The organism is Rhodococcus sp. 15-2388-1-1a (assembly GCF_002259145.1).
Lineage (GTDB): Bacteria > Actinomycetota > Actinomycetes > Mycobacteriales > Mycobacteriaceae > Rhodococcoides.
The window spans coordinates 156,414-172,546 of record NZ_NPFP01000015.1 but is presented as its reverse complement, the minus strand read 5'-3'; the positions used below and the strand labels follow the sequence as shown (position 1 = coordinate 172,546).

Below are 16,133 nucleotides of genomic sequence, written 5' to 3'. Positions count from 1 at the left end.
TTCACGCAGATAAGGCCACTGATCGCTGTCCTACAAGCCCTTTGGTGCCCGGTGGCCCGGTGCTATTTCCCGACTCGGCCCGGGAAATGCGGGTTACGCTCGTCGTCCGATCTGCCGGGCGAGAGGGAATTCGTGGATCTATGGGGCTACATACAGGGGCGAGGTGAAACCCTTGCGTTCCTGACTTATCAACATGCGTCGCTGGCTTTTCAGACGGTCTTGGTGGGTACAGTCGTCGCGGTGGCTGTGGCCATCGCCGTGCATCGGCTACCGCTGTTCTCGGCATTGACGCTCACGACCAGCCGAGTGGCGTTGACCATTCCCTCTCTGGCGTTACTGGCGCTGCTCATCGTGCCGTTCGGACTGGGAGTGGTGCCGTCGTTCATCATGCTCGCGTTCTTTGCAGCCATGCCCGTCATCGGAAACGCCATCGTCGGACTGCGCGGTGTCCCCGACACCGTGATCGAATCGGCCAGGGGAATCGGGTTGTCCCGTAGCAGGATTCTGGTGTCGGTCTCGTTGCCCATGGCATGGCCCGTCATCCTCACCGGTATACGAGTCTCCACGCAGATGGTGGTCGGTGTCGCCGCAATCGTCGCGTACGTGCTCGGTCCCGGACTCGGCTCACTGATCTTCAACGGACTGTCGAGACTCGGCGGAACCAATTCCGTCGAGATGGCAGTGACCGGAACTGTTCTCATCGTCGTCATCGCCTTGTTGTTCGACGCCCTGCTCGTCCTCCTCGGGCGCCTCACCATCTCGAAGGGATTGTCATGACGGACAACACGACCGGCGGACCGACGGTCACCGGTGCATCCATCCGCCTCGACGGTGTGGTCAAGCAGTACAAGGGTCAGAACAAGCCGGCGGTGCAGAAGATCGACCTCGAGATCGAGGCCGGCCATATCGTGGCGTTCGTGGGACCGTCCGGCTGCGGCAAGACGACGACGCTGAAGATGATCAACCGACTGATCGAACCGACCGAGGGCCGTATCTTCATCGGTGACCGTGACGTGACGGGCGAGGATCCGGACAAGCTTCGCCAGTCCATCGGGTACGTCATTCAATCCGGCGGACTCTTCCCACACTGGTCGGTCGCCAAGAACGTCGGAGCCATTCCGCGCGTCCTGGGTTGGGACGCGAAGAAGATCGAGGAGAGAACCGACTACCTGCTCGATCTGGTCGGGCTCGACGTCCCCGACTTCCGTGATCGCCTACCCAAGGACATGTCGGGCGGGCAGCAGCAGCGAGTGGGTGTGGCGCGAGCGCTCGCTGCCGATCCGCCGGTTCTGTTGATGGACGAGCCCTTCGGCGCAGTGGATCCGATCACCAGGGTTCGGCTGCAGGACAGCCTCATTGCCATCCAGCACGAGCTCGCGAAGACCATCGTCATCGTCACTCACGACTTCGAGGAAGCGACGAAGCTGGGCGACAAGGTGTTGATTCTGTCCGAGGGCGGTCGTATCGAGCAGTACGCGACGCCTGAAGAGATCCTGGCCAAGCCGGCCAGTCCGTTCGTCGAGGAATTCATCGGCTCCGGGGCCACGCTTGCGCACCTGACTTTGTCCCGGGTCAAAGATGTCGAACACGATTCGGTGGTCACGGCCAAGGTCGGCGACAGCTCGCAGGAAGTCATCGCGCGCGCACGAGCGCAGGGGGCCACCTGGATTGTCGTCATCGACGAGCACGGTCGGCCGCGAGCATGGCCGTCACTGGAAGAAGTTGCCACCAAGGACCGCATCACCGACTACGTCGACGCGCGGCTGCCCAGCGTCGCGCCGTCGTCGACGCTCAACGACGCCCTGGATTCGATGTTGGCCGCCAGTCAGGGTGGCGTTCTTGTCACCGACGGCCGAGGTGCCGTGACCGGCGCGTTGACCATTGCCACCGTCATGGTCGTCATTCGGGGCCAGCTCTCGGACGCTCGATCCGGCGACGGTCACGTCACGTACTCGGCCCATACAGAGGGCACAGCAACATGAATCGACTGCGCCGTGCCCCGTTGGATGTGTGGTTCGAGCCGCTCCTCATCGTGATACTCGGACTCGGCTACATACTGTGGTACCGATCGACGTCGCTGACCACCACGGAACAGGCGTCGCTCGGCTGGGACAACCTGAAGACGACGATCGTCGATCACATCGTCCTGACCTTGACGGCCACGGTGATCGTCGTTGTGATCGCAATTCCGTTGGGCATCCTGCTCACTCGGGACAGGGCACGGAAGTTCCGGCCTGTTGCGGTCAACTTCGCCAATATCGGCCAAGCAGCACCGGCGGTGGGCCTGATCGTGCTGCTCACGATGTGGCTCGGTACCGGGTTCCGTACCGCGGTAGTGGGATTGGTCGTCTACGCAATTCTGCCGATCCTTCAGAACACCATCGTCGGGATACAGCAGGTCGATCAGCGAACGATCGAGGCGGCCCGCGGGATCGGGTTCTCCGGGATCCGCACCCTGGTGCAGGTGGAACTTCCCCTGGCGGTGCCGGTGATCCTCAACGGCGTGCGCACCGCGCTGGTCATCCTGGTCGGAACTGCCACGCTGAGCACGTTCGTCGGAGCGTCCAGCCTCGGCACGCTCATCACGACGGGCACAACGCTCTTCTTGCCGAAGTTGCTCATATCCGGTGCTGTTCTCGTTGCACTGCTGGCACTGATCATCGACTGGCTCGGCCGTGTGGTCGAATTGTTCGCGACCCCAAGAGGAGTGGCATGATTCGCCGTCTGTTCGCCGCCGCTGGAGTTGTGGCGCTTGCCGGCTCGATAGCGAGCTGCGGTTTGGTGAGCTCGTCGGGAACGTTCGAGAGCACTACGCTTGCGGACGGCACGAGGCCGCTCGACGGCGCGTCTCTGGTGGTAACGAGCAAGAGTTTCACGGAGGGCGTGCTCCTCGGGAAGATCACGGCCACATACCTTGCCGCTGCGGGCGCGAAGGTTACCGACCTGACCGGTGCACCGGGGTCGGCGTCGTCGAGACAGGCGCAGCTCAACGGCGACGCCGACATCCTCTGGGAGTACACCGGCACCGGCTGGGTCAACTATCACAGCCAGACCGAGACGATCAGTGATCCGCAGGAGCTGTGGGAGCGCGTTCGTGACATCGAGAAGAGTGAGTACGACCTCGACTGGCTACCTCCGGCCAACTTCAACGACACGTACGCCTTCGCGGCATCTGCTGCGACCGCCGAGCGACTCGGCGTCACCACGCTGTCCGATGTCGCGAAGCTTCCGGAAGCCGACCGAACCTTCTGCGTCGATGACGAATTCTTTTCTCGTTCGGACGGTTTCGGTCCGATGCTCGATACATACGGGATCGGGCTGAACGCGCCGGGCGGGGTACCGTCGAGCAATGTCACCCGCATGGACGCCGGTGTCGTCTACACCTCGACCGCAGACAGTTCGCCCTGCAATTTCGGTATGGTCTATACCACCGACGGCCGGATCAAGAACCTGAATCTGACTGTGCTGCAGGACGATCGTGCATTCTTCTTGCCGTACAGCGGCACCGCTGTAGTACGCAACGTGGTGCTGGAGCAGCATCCCGAGATCGCCGACCTGCTGGCGGTGGTATCGGGGCGTTTGACCGACGACCTGATGCAGGAGCTGAACGGGCGAGTCGATATCGAAGGTGAGGATCCGTCGGATGTCGCATACGAGTGGCTGCAGAGCGAGGGCCTCGTGAACTGACCTCAGGTCGGATCCGGTACGAAGAGCTCCTCGATGGTGCAGTCGAATGCCGCGGCGAGGCGGAAGGCGACGGGCAGGCTCGGGTCGAATCGCTCCTTCTCGATGGAGATGATCGTCAGACGGGTGACGTCGATCCGTTCGGCCAGTTCGCTCTGCGACCATCCCTTTTCGGTGCGACGCCGTCGAACACTGTTCTTCACACGGACAGGGCTCGGTGTCGCGCGAGGGCATACCGCGCGGTGAACGACGCGAACGCAGCCAACAACAGGCCCGTCAGCAGCAGGGTCGCCGGGGGGTCGACGCGGGTGATGGCTACCACGGCCAGAGTCAGGCCGAGGACGGTCACGAGATCGGTGGCGGTACCGCTGGACGCCGATGTCGTCCAATGGCTCTCGACGCTGTCACCCGAAGTGTAGGTCTGGTCGGCAGTGACCGGTGCGATGATCAGTATCCAGCCCAGCATCGCCCCGAACGGGAGGGCGGTGAACCCGAACACCACCGCCGCGATCCCCGGTGCGACGGGCGATACCAGCCAGGCCAGCAATGCCGTTGCCGACGCGGTTGCGAGGCCGATTGCGGCGACCGATACCCATCTGAGTGCCATGTGAATGCTCCGATTCTAGGTATAGCTCACTATACGTATAGAAAACCATACATCGGGCCTCACACTCGGGTCGGATGGACGGTGAGAAAACTGTCACCGATGTGCAGCATCGATGTAGTCGGTCGAAACGTGCCAGGTGATGAGGTGGTTCTACCCAGGGAAAGGACCATTGTCATGCCGGATCTCTTCAGCCCGTTCACGCTCAAAGGTGTAACGCTTCGAAACCGCATCGCCATGTCGCCGATGACGATGTACCGCGCCGTCGACGGAAAGATGAACGACTTTCACCTCATGTATCTGGGTGCGCGCGCAGCCGGTGGTTTCGGGATGGTGTTCCCGGAACAGGTTGCGATCACGCCCGACGGACGCACCACTCCCGGGTGCGCCGGAATCTACGACGACGATCAGATCGAGGGTCACGCTCGCGTGACGGCGATGATCAAGCAGATGGGTTCGGTCCCGGCGATTCAGTTGGGTCACACCGGACGCAAAGGCAGTGAAGTGCCACCGTGGCAGGGCGGACACCAGCTTCCGGCAGACCATCCCGACGGTTGGGAATGTGTTGCGCCGTCGGCGATTCCCTACGGCGGCGACCACTCGTTCCCCGTCCACGAACTCACCGTGCCCGAGATCAAGGCCATCCACCAGAGCTACGCCGACGCAGCCGTCCGAGCGGCGGAGGCGGGGTACGAGTGGCTCGAGATGCATTACGCCCATGGCTATCTCGGTGCCAGCTTCTTCTCCCCGCTGGCCAATCAGCGCACCGATCAGTACGGCGGCAGCCTGGAGAACCGGGCCCGGTTCCACCTCGAGGCACTCGACGCGGTGCGCGAGGTGTGGCCCGAGAAGTTCCCGCTCACCATGCGATTGGGCTCGGACGACCACCACCCCGACGGGGTTCAGTTCGACGAATCCATGGTCGCGATCGGGTGGATGAAGGAACACGGCCTGGACATGGCCGATGTCAGCCTCGGCTTCAACACCGACGACATGGTGGACCCGCCGTTCGGCGACATGGGGTTCATGGTCGAGCGGGCTGCACGGGTCAAGCGTGAGCTGGATATCCCGGTGACCTGCAGCTGGAATCTGGGCGTTCCGGAAAATGCGGACGCCGTGATCCGCGAGGGCAAGATCGACGTGGTGTTGCTCGGTCGTCCGGCGTTGGCCAACCCGCACTGGCCGGTGTGGGCTGCACGCGAGCTCGGCCATGGTGACCCGTTCTCGCTGGTGCCCGAGGATTGGAGCTGGTGGCTGAAGAATTTCCGAGGACACGACCCGAGCATCGGATTGCCGCCCGCGAAGGTCGTCGAGGCCGAGCAGGAGCGCAAGATCGCGTAGCAACCAGGAGGGGCCGGACGGCGATCACAGACCACCTGCGGACGGTAGGGTTCCAAGGGCTCGCATCATGAGGAGCCCAGCGGTGTTCTCGTATCGAAGCGGAGGTTTGTGATGGCCGGCGGACTCGTAGCCCTGCTCGACGACGTGGCAGCGCTGGCTCGTCTGGCAGCTGCATCCATCGATGATGTCGGTGCAGCGACCGGTAAGGCGACGGCGAAGGCAGCGGGTGTCGTGATCGACGACGCCGCGGTGACGCCGCAATACGTCCGCGGACTCGCGGCGGAGCGCGAACTGCCGATCATCAAACGCATCGCCGTGGGTTCGCTGCGGAACAAGCTGCTGATCATCCTGCCGATCGCGTTGCTTCTCAGTCAGTTCGTGCCGTGGCTGTTGACGCCCATTCTGATGCTCGGCGGCTGCTACCTCAGCTACGAGGCGGCGCACAAGATCTGGGGCGCACTGTTCGGCCACGGCGACCATCACGCCGCCGCCGAGGACGAGCCACGCGACGAGGACACCGTGGTCTCCGGCGCAGTGCGTACCGACCTCATTCTGTCCGCCGAGATCATGGTCATCGCGTTGGACACCATTGCCGGTGAGGGCTTCTGGAGTCGATTGATCATCCTCGCGGTCGTCGCCGTGGTAATCACGATCGTGGTCTACGGAGTCGTCGCGCTGATCGTCAAGATGGACGACATCGGTCTGAAACTGGCCGAGGGGTCCACCGGGTTCGTCGAGAAGTTCGGCCGTGGTCTGGTCAAGGCGATGCCCAAGGTCATGTCGGTGCTCTCGGTCGTCGGCACCGCAGCGATGCTGTGGGTCGGTGGACACATCCTGCTCGTCGGCATCGACGAGCTCGGATTCCATCCCATCTACGAACTCGTCCACCACGGCGAAGAAGCGGTGCGCGGCGTCGCCGGCATCGGCGGAGTGCTGGCGTGGATCGTCAACACGCTCGCGTCGGCGGTCATCGGCGCGATCGTCGGTTGCATCATCGTGGTTGCGCAGCTGGGGATCTCGAAGACGCTCGCCAAGCGGGCTGCCGCGAAGTAGTGGCAGCTCTCGTCACCGACGAGCCAGCTCTAGTACCCGTCGCTCGGACATGGAGACATCGGCGAGCGATGCCGTCAATTCGTCCCACGCCCTCTGAACGCGGAGTTCGTCTCGGCGGAGGCGTTTTTGCGCAGCAGCGAGTCTGCGGCGCTCGGCCAGAAGCAGATGTCGATCGCGATCCTGCTTGACCATGAAGAGATACGTGTGCGGATCGATCGGATACATGCCAACTCCTATGGTGTCGTGGGGAATCCGTGCATCAGGACCATGACGTGCTCACGCTCCCCCGAGGTCGCGTTCTCTCCGTGTCGACGCCACTTGTCCACGACGGCACGTAATTCCACGTCCATCTCGGCGGTTTCGCTCGCTGTCAGTCGCACGACGTTGTCGGTGCTGAAGGCAGCCGATACCCACTCCGGCCCCCAGGACTCGGATGTTCGATCGAAGTTGCGCAACCGAGACCACTGGTGCGCCAACCAGGATTCTTTGGACGCCTTGGCAACCGACAACGACTCGGGTGAGTCCGAGAAGTCGTTCTCCGACCAGCTGAACCCGTTCTCGTTGGCCTCCGACCACCAGCGCTGACGCTTGTCCGATCCGTTCTCGATTTCCTTGACGAACCCGTGCTCGGCGAGTTTGCGCAGGTGATAGCTCATCGAGGCGGGTGACTCGTCCACCAGATCGCCCAGCTGGGTTGCCGTCATCGACTTGTTGGCCCGCAACGCGTACAGCATGCGCAGTCGAATGGGATGCGTCAGCGCCTTGAGCTCGGACATGTCCGTCAGCTTCCGGGGCATCCGGTCGGGAGGTGGTGGGCTCATGCGACAACCATAACCCGAAAGAAATATTTCGCAATAGTTCTTTCGGAACTAGCTGCTATGCACGGTCACGGCATATCCGTCCGGGTCTTGCAGGACGAAGGTCTTTCCGAAGGGGCCGTCGAAAGGTGCGGTCAGGATGGTCACGCCGGCGGCGACCAGTGACTCGTGCAGCGCCTCGGCGTCGTCGCAGACGAGCCACAGTGCGACTCCGAGTCCCGCCTGTCCGCTGTCGAGATCGGTTCCGGGAGCTGGGTTTCGGACGGCGAACGGGATGGGCGAGGTTGTGAACACCACCGCTCCGGGGGGTGTCTGGGGTGCGCGGACCAGGCCGAGCCGGCTTTCGTAGAAGTCTGCGCTGGCGGCGAGGTCGCGTACTTGCAAGGAGAGGAAGCTCGGTCCGGAGACGGTAGCGGTGGTCATGGTGGATCCTTTCGTCGGGTTGTCAAGAACTTGACGAGACAAAGGTATGTCAAGATGTTGACATGAGTCAAGTGGACCTCGACACCTCGATCGGCTACGCCCTCAAGCGGGCCACATCCGCCCTGCGTTCGGCGATGGACGATCGCCTACGCGAACTCGACATCACCGTCTCGCAGTACTCCAGCCTCGAACTCCTCGCGCACAAGCCGGGATTGTCCAACGCCGAGCTCGCTCGCGCGGTGTTCGTCAGCAGGCAGGCCACCCATCAGCTGCTGGCCGGGCTCACGCGAGACGGCCTGGTGGAGATCGAGGGCACCGGTCGAGATCAACGCCTGCACGTGACGGCACGGGGAATCGAACGACTGCGGCAAGCGTCGGCCGCCGTGGCCGACGTCGAACGTGACATGATCGCATCGCTCTCCACTCAGGAGCGAGAAGTGTTGCATCGCAATCTGGTTGCCTGCGCGCAGGCGTTGGATGGGCACAGGCAGCCGTGACCTCACTCGATCGAGTCGAGGAACTCCAGCATCGCCGCGTTGAACTCTTTCGGCCGGTCCATGTTCGCGGCGTGACCGCACTTGTCCAGCACTACCGATCGACCGTGTGAATTGCCTGAGACGCTCTCGGAAGCGTGTGCCGCAGGCCAGAACTGGCTGTCGCGCCCGGCGACCATCAGGTACGGCTTGTCGGTGCCCGCGATGGTCGAGCGCCAGTCCTGCGCAGCATGATCGGCCAGCAGAGCCTTCATCGGCGGGGTGTCGGGCGATGCAATCTTCGGAATCGCACGTAGTTCGAGCACGAGCTTCAGCAGCGACGGCACGGACTTCCACTTGGGCAGGCCGTGTCCGGTATCGGGTATCCCGTTGTCGAAGAATGTCGTTCGGTTCACTTCGGTGAGACCGTAGAAGCCGTTCTTCCAGTCGGAGCTGTTCACCATCTTCGGAGTCTGATCGACCGACACGATGGCTCGCACGTGCTCGGTGCCGAATTGCGAGATGTACGACCAGACGGTGCTCGCCCCCATCGAACCGCCGATCAGGACGACGTCCGTGACGCCCACGGCCGCCAGGAAGTTGGCCACATCGCGTCCGTGCCGTTCCATGGACGCCCCGTGTGTCGGTGCCTCCGAGGCACCGTGTCCTCGTCGATCGAGCGCCAGAACGCGATATCCGGCATTCACCAACGCTTTCTGCTGCAGCACCCAGGTGGTCGCCGGCGCGCAGAACCCGGCGATGAGGACCACGACAGGGCCTGCGCCCTCGTCGAGGTAGTTCAGGGTGACGGCATCGTCGGTGGCGATGGTCGGCATGGTCGAAACTCCCTCAGGCGAAGGTGGCGTGCATTTCCCAGATCATGATTTCGCTCGCGGTCGATGCTGTCACACGGTGTCCGCCGGTGGAGGTCAGTCGCACCGCGTCACCTTGGGCGAGATCGCCGATGTCCTCGAACGTCGCCGAACCGTCGGCAACGAAGACGTGACCGAACGGCGCGTCGGGAACGGTGATCGACTGTCCCGGCTGGAGTCGCGCAACATGCAGTGCCGCAAAGCGATTGCCGATGCGTATTCCGTTTCGGTCGGGCATTCCCGATGCCACACAGACCAGCTCGCCGGATGCCAACTCGTCGCGCACGTCCAGTTCGTCGTACGAGGGCACCCGTCCGTCGGCATCCGGCGGAATCCACATCTGCACGACGCGGAGCTTGTCGCGGCTGGTCAGGCTCGACGCGTTGCGTTCGGTGTGGCGAATGCCGGTGCCCGCACTCATGCGTTGGATCAGCCCGGGGCGGATCAGCCCGCTGTTGCCCTCGGAATCGGTGTGTTCGAGCGTGCCGTCGAGCACCCAGGTGAGGATCTCCATGTTCCGGTGCTCGTGCGAGTCGAACCCTTCACCGGGAAAGACGGTGTCCTCGTTGTGCACCATCAGCAGCCCGTGCGCGTTCGCCGCCAGGTCGTAGTTGCCGGTGGCGGGGAAGGACTGTTTGGAGTCGAGCCATTCGTTCCACCAGTGGTGCCGCTGCTCGCCGGGAATGTACGTGAGGGTCACGACGCGTGGTTCCGCATTGCCGAGAAGGTGCGGGTGAGGGCCGCGAGATCCTTCGGGTCCACCAGGTCGAACATGTTCTCCCGTACCGCTGCGGCGTGCCCTGGACTGGCCTCGGCGAGCGTGCTGAGGCCGGCCTCGGTGAGTTCGGCGGACATGCCCCGTTTGTCGTCGTCGCATTTGACGCGCCGAACCCAACCGCACTCGACCAACCGGCTGATGGCCCTCGTCACGCCGCTGCGCGTCGTGGTGACGGCGTCGGCGAGTTCGCTCATGCGGCGTCGGCGATCGGGCGCTTCGGAGAGCACCACCAGCAGCTCGAAGTCGGTGAACGAGATACCGGAGTCACGCGTGAGCTGGTTGTCGAGATCTCGAAGCAGCAGCCGCGTCGCGTCGAGGTATGCGCGCCAGGCCAGCTGTTCGTCCTGGCCGAGCCACCGTGGGGATTCCATGAACCCATAGTAGTTGACAACGCAACTACTCGGTGTACTGTTCTTGGTAGTTGACGAAGCAACTACTTGACCGAAGGGTAGAGCAATGACCGAGGCAGATCAGCACACCATCGAGCGTGACCGCATCCGCGCCCAGCACCTGAAGCCGGCAGGCGAGCGGCCTGCTTCCTCGGCCCGCGGACTCCATCACACCGCGTTGGTCAGCAGCGACGTCGAAGCGACGGTTCGCTTCTATCAGGACGTACTCGAGTTCCCGCTCACCGAGCTCATCGAGAACCGTGACTACCCAGGCTCTTCGCACTTCTTCTTCGATATCGGCAACAGCAACCTGTTGGCATTCTTCGACTTTCCCGGACTCGACGTCGGACCGTATGCAGAGGTGCTCGGCGGCCTCCATCACGTGGCGATCAGTGTCGAGCCCACCAGGTGGGAACACCTGCGTACCAAGCTGATCGACGCCGGAGTCGAACTGATCGAGCACAGCGAGGTCTCGCTGTACTTCCGTGACCCCGATGGTGCGCGCCTCGAGCTGATCGCCGATCCACTCGGTGAGATGTACGGCACGCACGTTCTGTAGTCATCCACTCACTCGAAGATTCGAGGGCACACGTAATGACCTCTGCAGCAGCTCAACTCGACGTCCGGCGAGCCGACGACCGTTTCAAGACGCGGATCGGCTGGCTCGACTCCAAGCACTCCTTCTCTTTCGGCAACCACTTCGATCGTGCCAACACCCACCACGGCGTCCTGATGGTCAACAACGACGACATCGTCACCCCCGGGCAGGGATTCGACACCCACCCACACCGTGACATGGAAATCGTGACCTGGGTTCTGCAGGGTTCACTGGTGCACCAGGATTCGATGGGCCATTCCGGCGTCATCTACCCCGGTCTCGCGCAGCGCATGAGCGCAGGCACGGGAATCCTGCACTCGGAGAAGAACGACTCGTGGCGACTCGGTGAGACCGCCGGCACGTACTCGGGCAAGCACGGAGATCCGGTTCGATTCGTCCAGATGTGGGTCGTCCCGGACGAACAGGGCATCACCCCGGGCTACGAACAGCTCGAGATCGACAGCGAATTGCTCAGTGGTGGCTTGGTTCCCGTGGCATCAGGGATGGCTCGTCACGCCGACCACGCGGCGGTCCGAATCAAGAACAAGTACGCCGCCATGCACGCCGCACGCCTGCAACCCGGTCAAGCCGCAGTCGATGTTCCCGACGCGCCGTTCGTGCACATCTTCGTCGCCGAGGGGGAAGCGATGCTAGAAGGTGTCGGTGTACTCGCCGAGGGTGATGCCGTACGGATCTCCGGAGGCGGCGGGCAGAAGCTGAGCACCGCCACCGGAGCCGAAGTGATCGTGTGGGAGATGCACGCCGCGATCGCCGGGTGACCTCGGCTACCGCTTCAGGCCGAACATCTTCGCAATTGTCTTCTCCATGAAGGTCGCCGGGAGCAACCGCCGCGCCATGAACACGACCGGCGCGTTGCTTCCCCTGGCGTACAACGGTTTCGGCTCGTCGGCCTCGATGGCCTTCAGCACCACCTCCGCAACTTCCTCGGCGGAGATGCCGTTTCCTTCCTTGCGATCCAGGGACGAGATCGCGGTGTGGAAGTCGTCTCGGTGTACCGAATCCGCCGCGATGTACTTGGTTCGGCGCTCGCTGATCCCGGTGTTGATCGATCCCGGCTCGACGGTGGTCATCCACACGCCGAAGGGTGAGAGTTCCAGGCGCGCCGCGTCGGAGAAGCCCTTGATGGCGGCCTTCGTCGAGGCGTAGGACGAGCGGTAGGCGAGCGGGAAGCTCGCCAGCATCGATCCGACCATCACGATGCGCCCGTATCCACGCTCGCGCATACCGGGAATGACGCCCTGCGACAGCGTCACTGCGCCGAAGACGTTCAACTGGAAGAGCCGCTCGATGGCATCGGTCGGCAGCTCCTCGAACGGCCCGGACTGACTCTCACCGGCATTGTTGACCAGGACGTCGACGTCACCGAGATCGGTGACGAAGGTGCGGATCGAGTCGGCATCGGTGAGGTCGAGGGCGCGATACTCGACGCCGGTGGCGCGTTGCGCGTCGGTCATCGAGGCCGGATTGCGGGAGGTGCCGATCACTCGATAGCCCCGGGCGACGAGCGCCTGCGCAACTGCGCGTCCGATACCCGACGAAGCTCCGGTGACCACTGCCGTGCGATTCATGCCCAGATGGTACCGGGACGGGCGATTCGTACCGGATGACGAACCCGCCCATACCGGTTAGTCTGTTACCCGTGCAAACGAATTCTGCTGCCCTGCTGATCGAGCACCTCTGCATGGCCTTCGGCCCCAAGGTTGCAGTCGACGACCTGTCGCTGATGGTTCCACCCGGGTCGATGTTCGGCCTCGTCGGCCCGAACGGCGCAGGAAAGACGACGTGTCTGTCCATGGCGGTCGGTCTGCTCAGGCCACAGTACGGACGAAGTCTGGTGTTCGGACGAGACGTCTGGGCCGATCCCATCGCCGCGAAAGAGCTACTCGGAGTACTGCCCGACGGGCTGGCTCTGCCATCCCAGTTCACCGGCCACGAGCTCCTGACGTATTTCGGACGACTGCGCGCGATGCCCGAGGACGTCATCGCGCAGCGTCGAGACGAGCTGTTGAACGCGTTGGATCTCGCCGACGCCGGGGGAACCGTCATCGCCGACTACTCCGCGGGCATGACCAAGAAGATCGGACTGGCCTCGGCGCTGCTGCACGGACCCCGACTGCTGGTGCTGGACGAGCCCTTCGAGGCGGTCGACCCCATCTCCTCCACCACCATTCGCAACATTCTGGTCCAGTTCGTCAGGTCCGGCGGGTCCGTGATTCTGTCGAGCCACGTGATGGCGCTCGTCGAGCAACTCTGCACCCACGTCGGCGTCATCACCGGCGGTCGGGTCGTGGCGGTGGGAACGGTGGACGAGGTCCGCGCCGGCGGAAGCCTCGACGACGCCTTCGTTCGCCTCGTCGGTACTCGCGAGCAGAACCCCGACGGTCTGTCCTGGATGCGCTCGTGACGTCCCTCGGTCGCACCGCGCTGCAGATGCGAATCACGCTCTACCGCAGACAGTTCAAGGGTGGGCAAGCAGTGGTCAAGACCGTGTTCGGGTTGTTGGGACTGGTCTTCGCCGTCGTGGCATGTGTGTTGTCTGCGCGCAGTGGAGCCTCGCAGGTGTTGGTCGGTGGCACCGTGAGCCTCGGGCTGACACTGATGGGTCTGAGCTGGGTACTGTTTCCGGTGCTCTCGGGGATCTCCGACGACAACATCCAGCCCCGCCACTTCCAGATGCTGTCGGTGGAACCCGCACGCCTGGCGCGGGCGTTGTTGACCACGTCGGCGTACGGCATGGTGGTGCCGTTGACGGCCATCGCAACCGCGTCGATTCCGATCTATGCCGTGTCCCGTTCTCTTGCAACGCTTCCGCTTGCCCTGGTGGCCTGGCCTGCGACCGTCGTTCTCTTCGTGACGCTGTCCAGGGTGGTCACCGTGGCGATGTCTCAGCTGTTGAAGAGTCGGCGCAGTCGAGAGTTCGCTCTGCTCGCGTTCGGTGCGGTGTTCGGCGGCCTGTACTTCCTGCAGTTCCCCATCACCCAGAACTTCTCTCGGGTGCTGTCGGGTGAAGTGACATGGCCGTTGACGCTGGCACATTCGATTCCGTTCAGCTGGGGAATCACCGGAGTCGATGCTGCGCTCGACGGTAATTGGCCGACGGCGATCGGCGCGGTGGCGGGACTGCTGCTGCTCGATGCCGTCTTGGTGTGGTCGTGGCAGCGACTTGTGCTGCGGCTCTTCGAGGGACGGGTGTCCGCCTCGTACGGCGCGTCGCGCAAGCAGATGGCAGCGAACGGCCGCAACGGCGATACCGGCTGGCGTGCAACCCGTGTCGGCGCGGTGGTGACGCGCGAGCTGTCCCTGTGGCGCGGCGATATGCGTCGTCGAAGTCAGTTGCTGTCGGTCCTGATCTTCACGGTGCTCGGAGGCGTCGGTCCGTTGGTGACCGACTCGATTCCGTTCAGTGCCGCATGGGGTGCCTGGATGGTGATCTTCATGGCGATGGGCGCGGGCTCGAACCTGTACGGCCTCGACGGTGGTTCGATGTGGCACCTGGTGATGATTCCGCAGGCTCTGCGCGACGACGTTCGCGGTCGACAGATCGCATGGCTGATGGTCGCTGCACCGTTTGCGATCGTGTCCACGGCGGTCGTCCGAGTGTTCGGCGATCTCGGACTCGACCGGCTGGCGGTCCCCGTCTCGGTGACGTTGTCGATGCTCGGCGTCAGCGCTGGGCTCATCGTCGTGATCTCGGTTCGTGCCGCCTATCCGGTCCCCGAACCCACCAAGGCCTTCTCGCTGAACACCCGAGGGTCGTTCAACGGAGGGTCGTTCGCGTTGGTCCTGCTGTCGATGGTCGTGCTCGCAGTATCGGTGGTGCCCGGTCTGCTGCTGGCACTACTGCTCCCCGGTGCTTTCGCGTATCTGTCCGTTCCCGTGGCCGCGGCGATCGGGTGGCTGGGGATGTGGTGGGGTGCGAGGATTGCCGTCGACACGCTCGTCGGTGACTCCGACAAGATCTTGCACGACGTGATCTCACGGTAGAGCGCGGATTGCCCGACACGGGTTACCGGCTGCGAAGGTGTGCGACGGCACGTCGCGGGTGACGACGCTGCCTGCACCGATCACCGAGTTGTCGCCGATCGTGACTCCCGGGCAGACGATGACCCCGCCGCCCAGCCACACGTTGTTCCCTATGGTGATGGGAAGCGCGCTCTCCCACCGTGTTCGGCGTGCCTCGTGATCCTCCATGGGGTGCAGCGCCGTCAGCAGTTGTGCTCGTGGCCCGATCGATACATCGTCACCGATGGTGATGGGGGCGCAGTCCAGCAGGATTGCGTCGTAGTTGAGGAAAGTATTCGACCCGATGGAAATGTATGTGCCGTAATCGCATTGGAACCTGGGCATGATCCACGAATCCTCTCCGATGGATCCGAGCAGCTCGCTGAGCAGTTCACGCCTTTCTGCGTTCCGGTCTGCCGCGGTCGCGTTGAACCGGTCGAGCAGCTTCCCGCACGACACCCGGGACGCCACCAGGTCGGGGTCACTGTCTCGGTAGAGTTCGCCGCGCAGCATACGATCTCGGTTCTCGCCCATGGACGAGAGACTACCGATCGGTCGACTTCTCGAACAGGGCCACGCTGAACCACGCACTGCCGTCGGCGAACTCGCGGCGGCCGACGTAGCGGAACCCCTGGTTCAGGTAATAACTGCGCAACGCACCGTTGGTCTCGGCGCAGTCCAGACGCAGCAGCGAGCGTCCTGCCCGACGAGTCTGCTCCGACGCCCAGTCGAGCAGCAACGTACCGAGGCCGGTGCCCGCCTCGCTTCTGTCGATCACCAATCCGTGTACGTAGCAGGCCGGTTCGTCGCGCTCGGTCCAGATGATCGGATCGGATCCGATCAAGCGTAGTGCTGCGACTATCGGGCCGCGGGGATCGCGTCGGGCGACGTGGAACTCTCCTGCCTCGATCTGCGCAGCGACCGTGGTGAGGGGCACCTCGCGTGGCGTCCACTGATCGATGCCGCGAGCGAACAGCCAGTCCTCGGCTGCGTGCCGGAGGCCGAGTATCGTTGCCGCGTCGGCGGCAGATGCGAGTTCTACGGTGAGCACGGTGTCATGGTACGGAGGTGGCGAGT

22 protein-coding genes are annotated in these 16,133 nt (G+C 63.5%); 11 read left to right on the top strand and 11 right to left on the bottom strand.

The window, feature by feature from the left end:
- The first annotated feature begins 132 nt into the window (after positions 1 to 132).
- Genes CH302_RS10180 through CH302_RS10165 form a run of 4 tightly spaced genes read left to right on the top strand, consistent with a single transcriptional unit; the run spans position 133 to position 3,687 of the window.
- Positions 133 to 777 carry an ABC transporter permease gene (locus tag CH302_RS10180; RefSeq protein WP_037195156.1) on the top strand — a complete coding sequence of 215 codons (645 nt, stop codon included), beginning with the start codon at positions 133 to 135 and terminating at the stop codon, positions 775 to 777.
- On the top strand, positions 774 to 1,982 hold the full coding sequence (locus CH302_RS10175; protein WP_037195155.1) for an ABC transporter ATP-binding protein: 1,209 nt from the start codon (positions 774 to 776) through the stop codon (positions 1,980 to 1,982). Before CH302_RS10180 ends, CH302_RS10175 begins: the two co-directional genes overlap by 4 nt.
- Positions 1,979 to 2,716, top strand: a complete 738-nt coding sequence (locus CH302_RS10170; RefSeq protein WP_176460681.1) for an ABC transporter permease — start codon at positions 1,979 to 1,981, stop codon at positions 2,714 to 2,716. Before CH302_RS10175 ends, CH302_RS10170 begins: the two co-directional genes overlap by 4 nt.
- Complete coding sequence (locus tag CH302_RS10165) at positions 2,713 to 3,687, top strand: glycine betaine ABC transporter substrate-binding protein (RefSeq protein WP_037195153.1); 975 nt, start codon at positions 2,713 to 2,715, stop codon at positions 3,685 to 3,687. Before CH302_RS10170 ends, CH302_RS10165 begins: the two co-directional genes overlap by 4 nt.
- A 2-nt stretch (positions 3,688 to 3,689) precedes the next feature.
- Here the strand turns inward: CH302_RS10165 and CH302_RS10160 are convergent, their stop codons facing one another.
- Both CH302_RS10160 and CH302_RS10155 read right to left on the bottom strand, forming a co-directional pair.
- Entirely contained in the window at positions 3,690 to 3,887 is a 198-nt protein-coding gene (locus CH302_RS10160; RefSeq protein WP_037195151.1) for a helix-turn-helix transcriptional regulator, read from the bottom strand.
- Positions 3,884 to 4,291 carry a hypothetical protein gene (locus CH302_RS10155; protein ID WP_037195150.1) on the bottom strand — a complete coding sequence of 136 codons (408 nt, stop codon included), beginning with the start codon at positions 4,289 to 4,291 and terminating at the stop codon, positions 3,884 to 3,886. Before CH302_RS10155 ends, CH302_RS10160 begins: the two co-directional genes overlap by 4 nt.
- A 174-nt stretch (positions 4,292 to 4,465) precedes the next feature.
- Here CH302_RS10155 and CH302_RS10150 point away from each other — a divergent pair, with 174 nt between their 5' ends.
- Both CH302_RS10150 and CH302_RS10145 read left to right on the top strand, forming a co-directional pair.
- The gene (locus tag CH302_RS10150; protein WP_037195622.1) at positions 4,466 to 5,629 is read left to right on the top strand and encodes an NADH:flavin oxidoreductase/NADH oxidase; all 1,164 of its coding nucleotides are present in this window, start codon (positions 4,466 to 4,468) and stop codon (positions 5,627 to 5,629) included.
- Positions 5,630 to 5,740: 111 nt separating this feature from the next.
- Positions 5,741 to 6,682, top strand: a complete 942-nt coding sequence (locus CH302_RS10145) for a DUF808 domain-containing protein (protein ID WP_037195149.1) — start codon at positions 5,741 to 5,743, stop codon at positions 6,680 to 6,682.
- A gap of 12 nt (positions 6,683 to 6,694) precedes the next feature.
- On the opposite strand, the gene CH302_RS10140 is transcribed toward CH302_RS10145, so the two are convergent.
- The 3 genes from CH302_RS10140 to CH302_RS10130 are packed head-to-tail and all read right to left on the bottom strand — an operon-like array spanning position 6,695 to position 7,923.
- Positions 6,695 to 6,907, bottom strand: a complete 213-nt coding sequence (locus CH302_RS10140; RefSeq protein WP_037195148.1) for a hypothetical protein — start codon at positions 6,905 to 6,907, stop codon at positions 6,695 to 6,697.
- Positions 6,908 to 6,915: 8 nt separating this feature from the next.
- Positions 6,916 to 7,503 (bottom strand): winged helix-turn-helix domain-containing protein, encoded by a 588-nt coding sequence (locus CH302_RS10135; protein ID WP_037195147.1) that lies wholly within the window; start codon positions 7,501 to 7,503, stop codon positions 6,916 to 6,918.
- Positions 7,504 to 7,551: 48 nt separating this feature from the next.
- On the bottom strand, positions 7,552 to 7,923 hold the full coding sequence (locus CH302_RS10130) for a VOC family protein (protein ID WP_037195146.1): 372 nt from the start codon (positions 7,921 to 7,923) through the stop codon (positions 7,552 to 7,554).
- 62 nt (positions 7,924 to 7,985) lie between these two features.
- Between CH302_RS10130 and CH302_RS10125 the strand changes: the two genes are divergently transcribed.
- Positions 7,986 to 8,420: a MarR family winged helix-turn-helix transcriptional regulator gene (locus tag CH302_RS10125; RefSeq protein WP_037195145.1), complete on the top strand. Its 435-nt coding sequence runs from the start codon at positions 7,986 to 7,988 to the stop codon at positions 8,418 to 8,420.
- Between the two features lie 2 nt (positions 8,421 to 8,422).
- On the opposite strand, the gene CH302_RS10120 is transcribed toward CH302_RS10125, so the two are convergent.
- The 3 genes from CH302_RS10120 to CH302_RS10110 are packed head-to-tail and all read right to left on the bottom strand — an operon-like array spanning position 8,423 to position 10,417.
- Complete coding sequence (locus tag CH302_RS10120) at positions 8,423 to 9,232, bottom strand: alpha/beta fold hydrolase (RefSeq protein ID WP_037195144.1); 810 nt, start codon at positions 9,230 to 9,232, stop codon at positions 8,423 to 8,425.
- Positions 9,233 to 9,245: 13 nt separating this feature from the next.
- On the bottom strand, positions 9,246 to 9,968 hold the full coding sequence (locus tag CH302_RS10115; RefSeq protein ID WP_037195143.1) for a pirin family protein: 723 nt from the start codon (positions 9,966 to 9,968) through the stop codon (positions 9,246 to 9,248).
- Positions 9,965 to 10,417, bottom strand: coding sequence for a MarR family winged helix-turn-helix transcriptional regulator (locus CH302_RS10110; protein ID WP_037195142.1), 453 nt, complete (start codon positions 10,415 to 10,417; stop codon positions 9,965 to 9,967). Before CH302_RS10110 ends, CH302_RS10115 begins: the two co-directional genes overlap by 4 nt.
- Before the next feature lie 85 nt (positions 10,418 to 10,502).
- On the opposite strand from CH302_RS10110, the gene CH302_RS10105 reads away from it, so the two are divergent.
- Together CH302_RS10105 and CH302_RS10100 are read left to right on the top strand one after the other, a co-directional pair.
- Positions 10,503 to 10,994, top strand: coding sequence for a VOC family protein (locus CH302_RS10105; RefSeq protein WP_037195141.1), 492 nt, complete (start codon positions 10,503 to 10,505; stop codon positions 10,992 to 10,994).
- A gap of 35 nt (positions 10,995 to 11,029) precedes the next feature.
- Positions 11,030 to 11,812, top strand: coding sequence for a pirin family protein (locus CH302_RS10100; RefSeq protein WP_037195140.1), 783 nt, complete (start codon positions 11,030 to 11,032; stop codon positions 11,810 to 11,812).
- Between the two features lie 6 nt (positions 11,813 to 11,818).
- Here the strand turns inward: CH302_RS10100 and CH302_RS10095 are convergent, their stop codons facing one another.
- On the bottom strand, positions 11,819 to 12,622 hold the full coding sequence (locus tag CH302_RS10095; protein WP_037195137.1) for an SDR family oxidoreductase: 804 nt from the start codon (positions 12,620 to 12,622) through the stop codon (positions 11,819 to 11,821).
- 35 nt (positions 12,623 to 12,657) lie between these two features.
- On the opposite strand from CH302_RS10095, the gene CH302_RS10090 reads away from it, so the two are divergent.
- Positions 12,658 to 13,458 (top strand): ABC transporter ATP-binding protein, encoded by an 801-nt coding sequence (locus CH302_RS10090; protein WP_052048061.1) that lies wholly within the window; start codon positions 12,658 to 12,660, stop codon positions 13,456 to 13,458.
- Entirely contained in the window at positions 13,455 to 15,038 is a 1,584-nt protein-coding gene (locus tag CH302_RS10085) for a hypothetical protein (RefSeq protein WP_037195128.1), read from the top strand. The genes CH302_RS10090 and CH302_RS10085 overlap by 4 nt, the downstream gene beginning before the upstream one ends.
- Here CH302_RS10085 and CH302_RS10080 read toward each other — a convergent pair.
- Positions 15,030 to 15,590 carry a sugar O-acetyltransferase gene (locus CH302_RS10080; RefSeq protein ID WP_037195126.1) on the bottom strand — a complete coding sequence of 187 codons (561 nt, stop codon included), beginning with the start codon at positions 15,588 to 15,590 and terminating at the stop codon, positions 15,030 to 15,032. The genes CH302_RS10085 and CH302_RS10080 overlap by 9 nt on opposite strands.
- 10 nt (positions 15,591 to 15,600) lie before the next feature.
- Positions 15,601 to 16,107: a GNAT family N-acetyltransferase gene (locus CH302_RS10075; protein ID WP_037195124.1), complete on the bottom strand. Its 507-nt coding sequence runs from the start codon at positions 16,105 to 16,107 to the stop codon at positions 15,601 to 15,603.
- Positions 16,108 to 16,133: the final 26 nt, after the last annotated feature.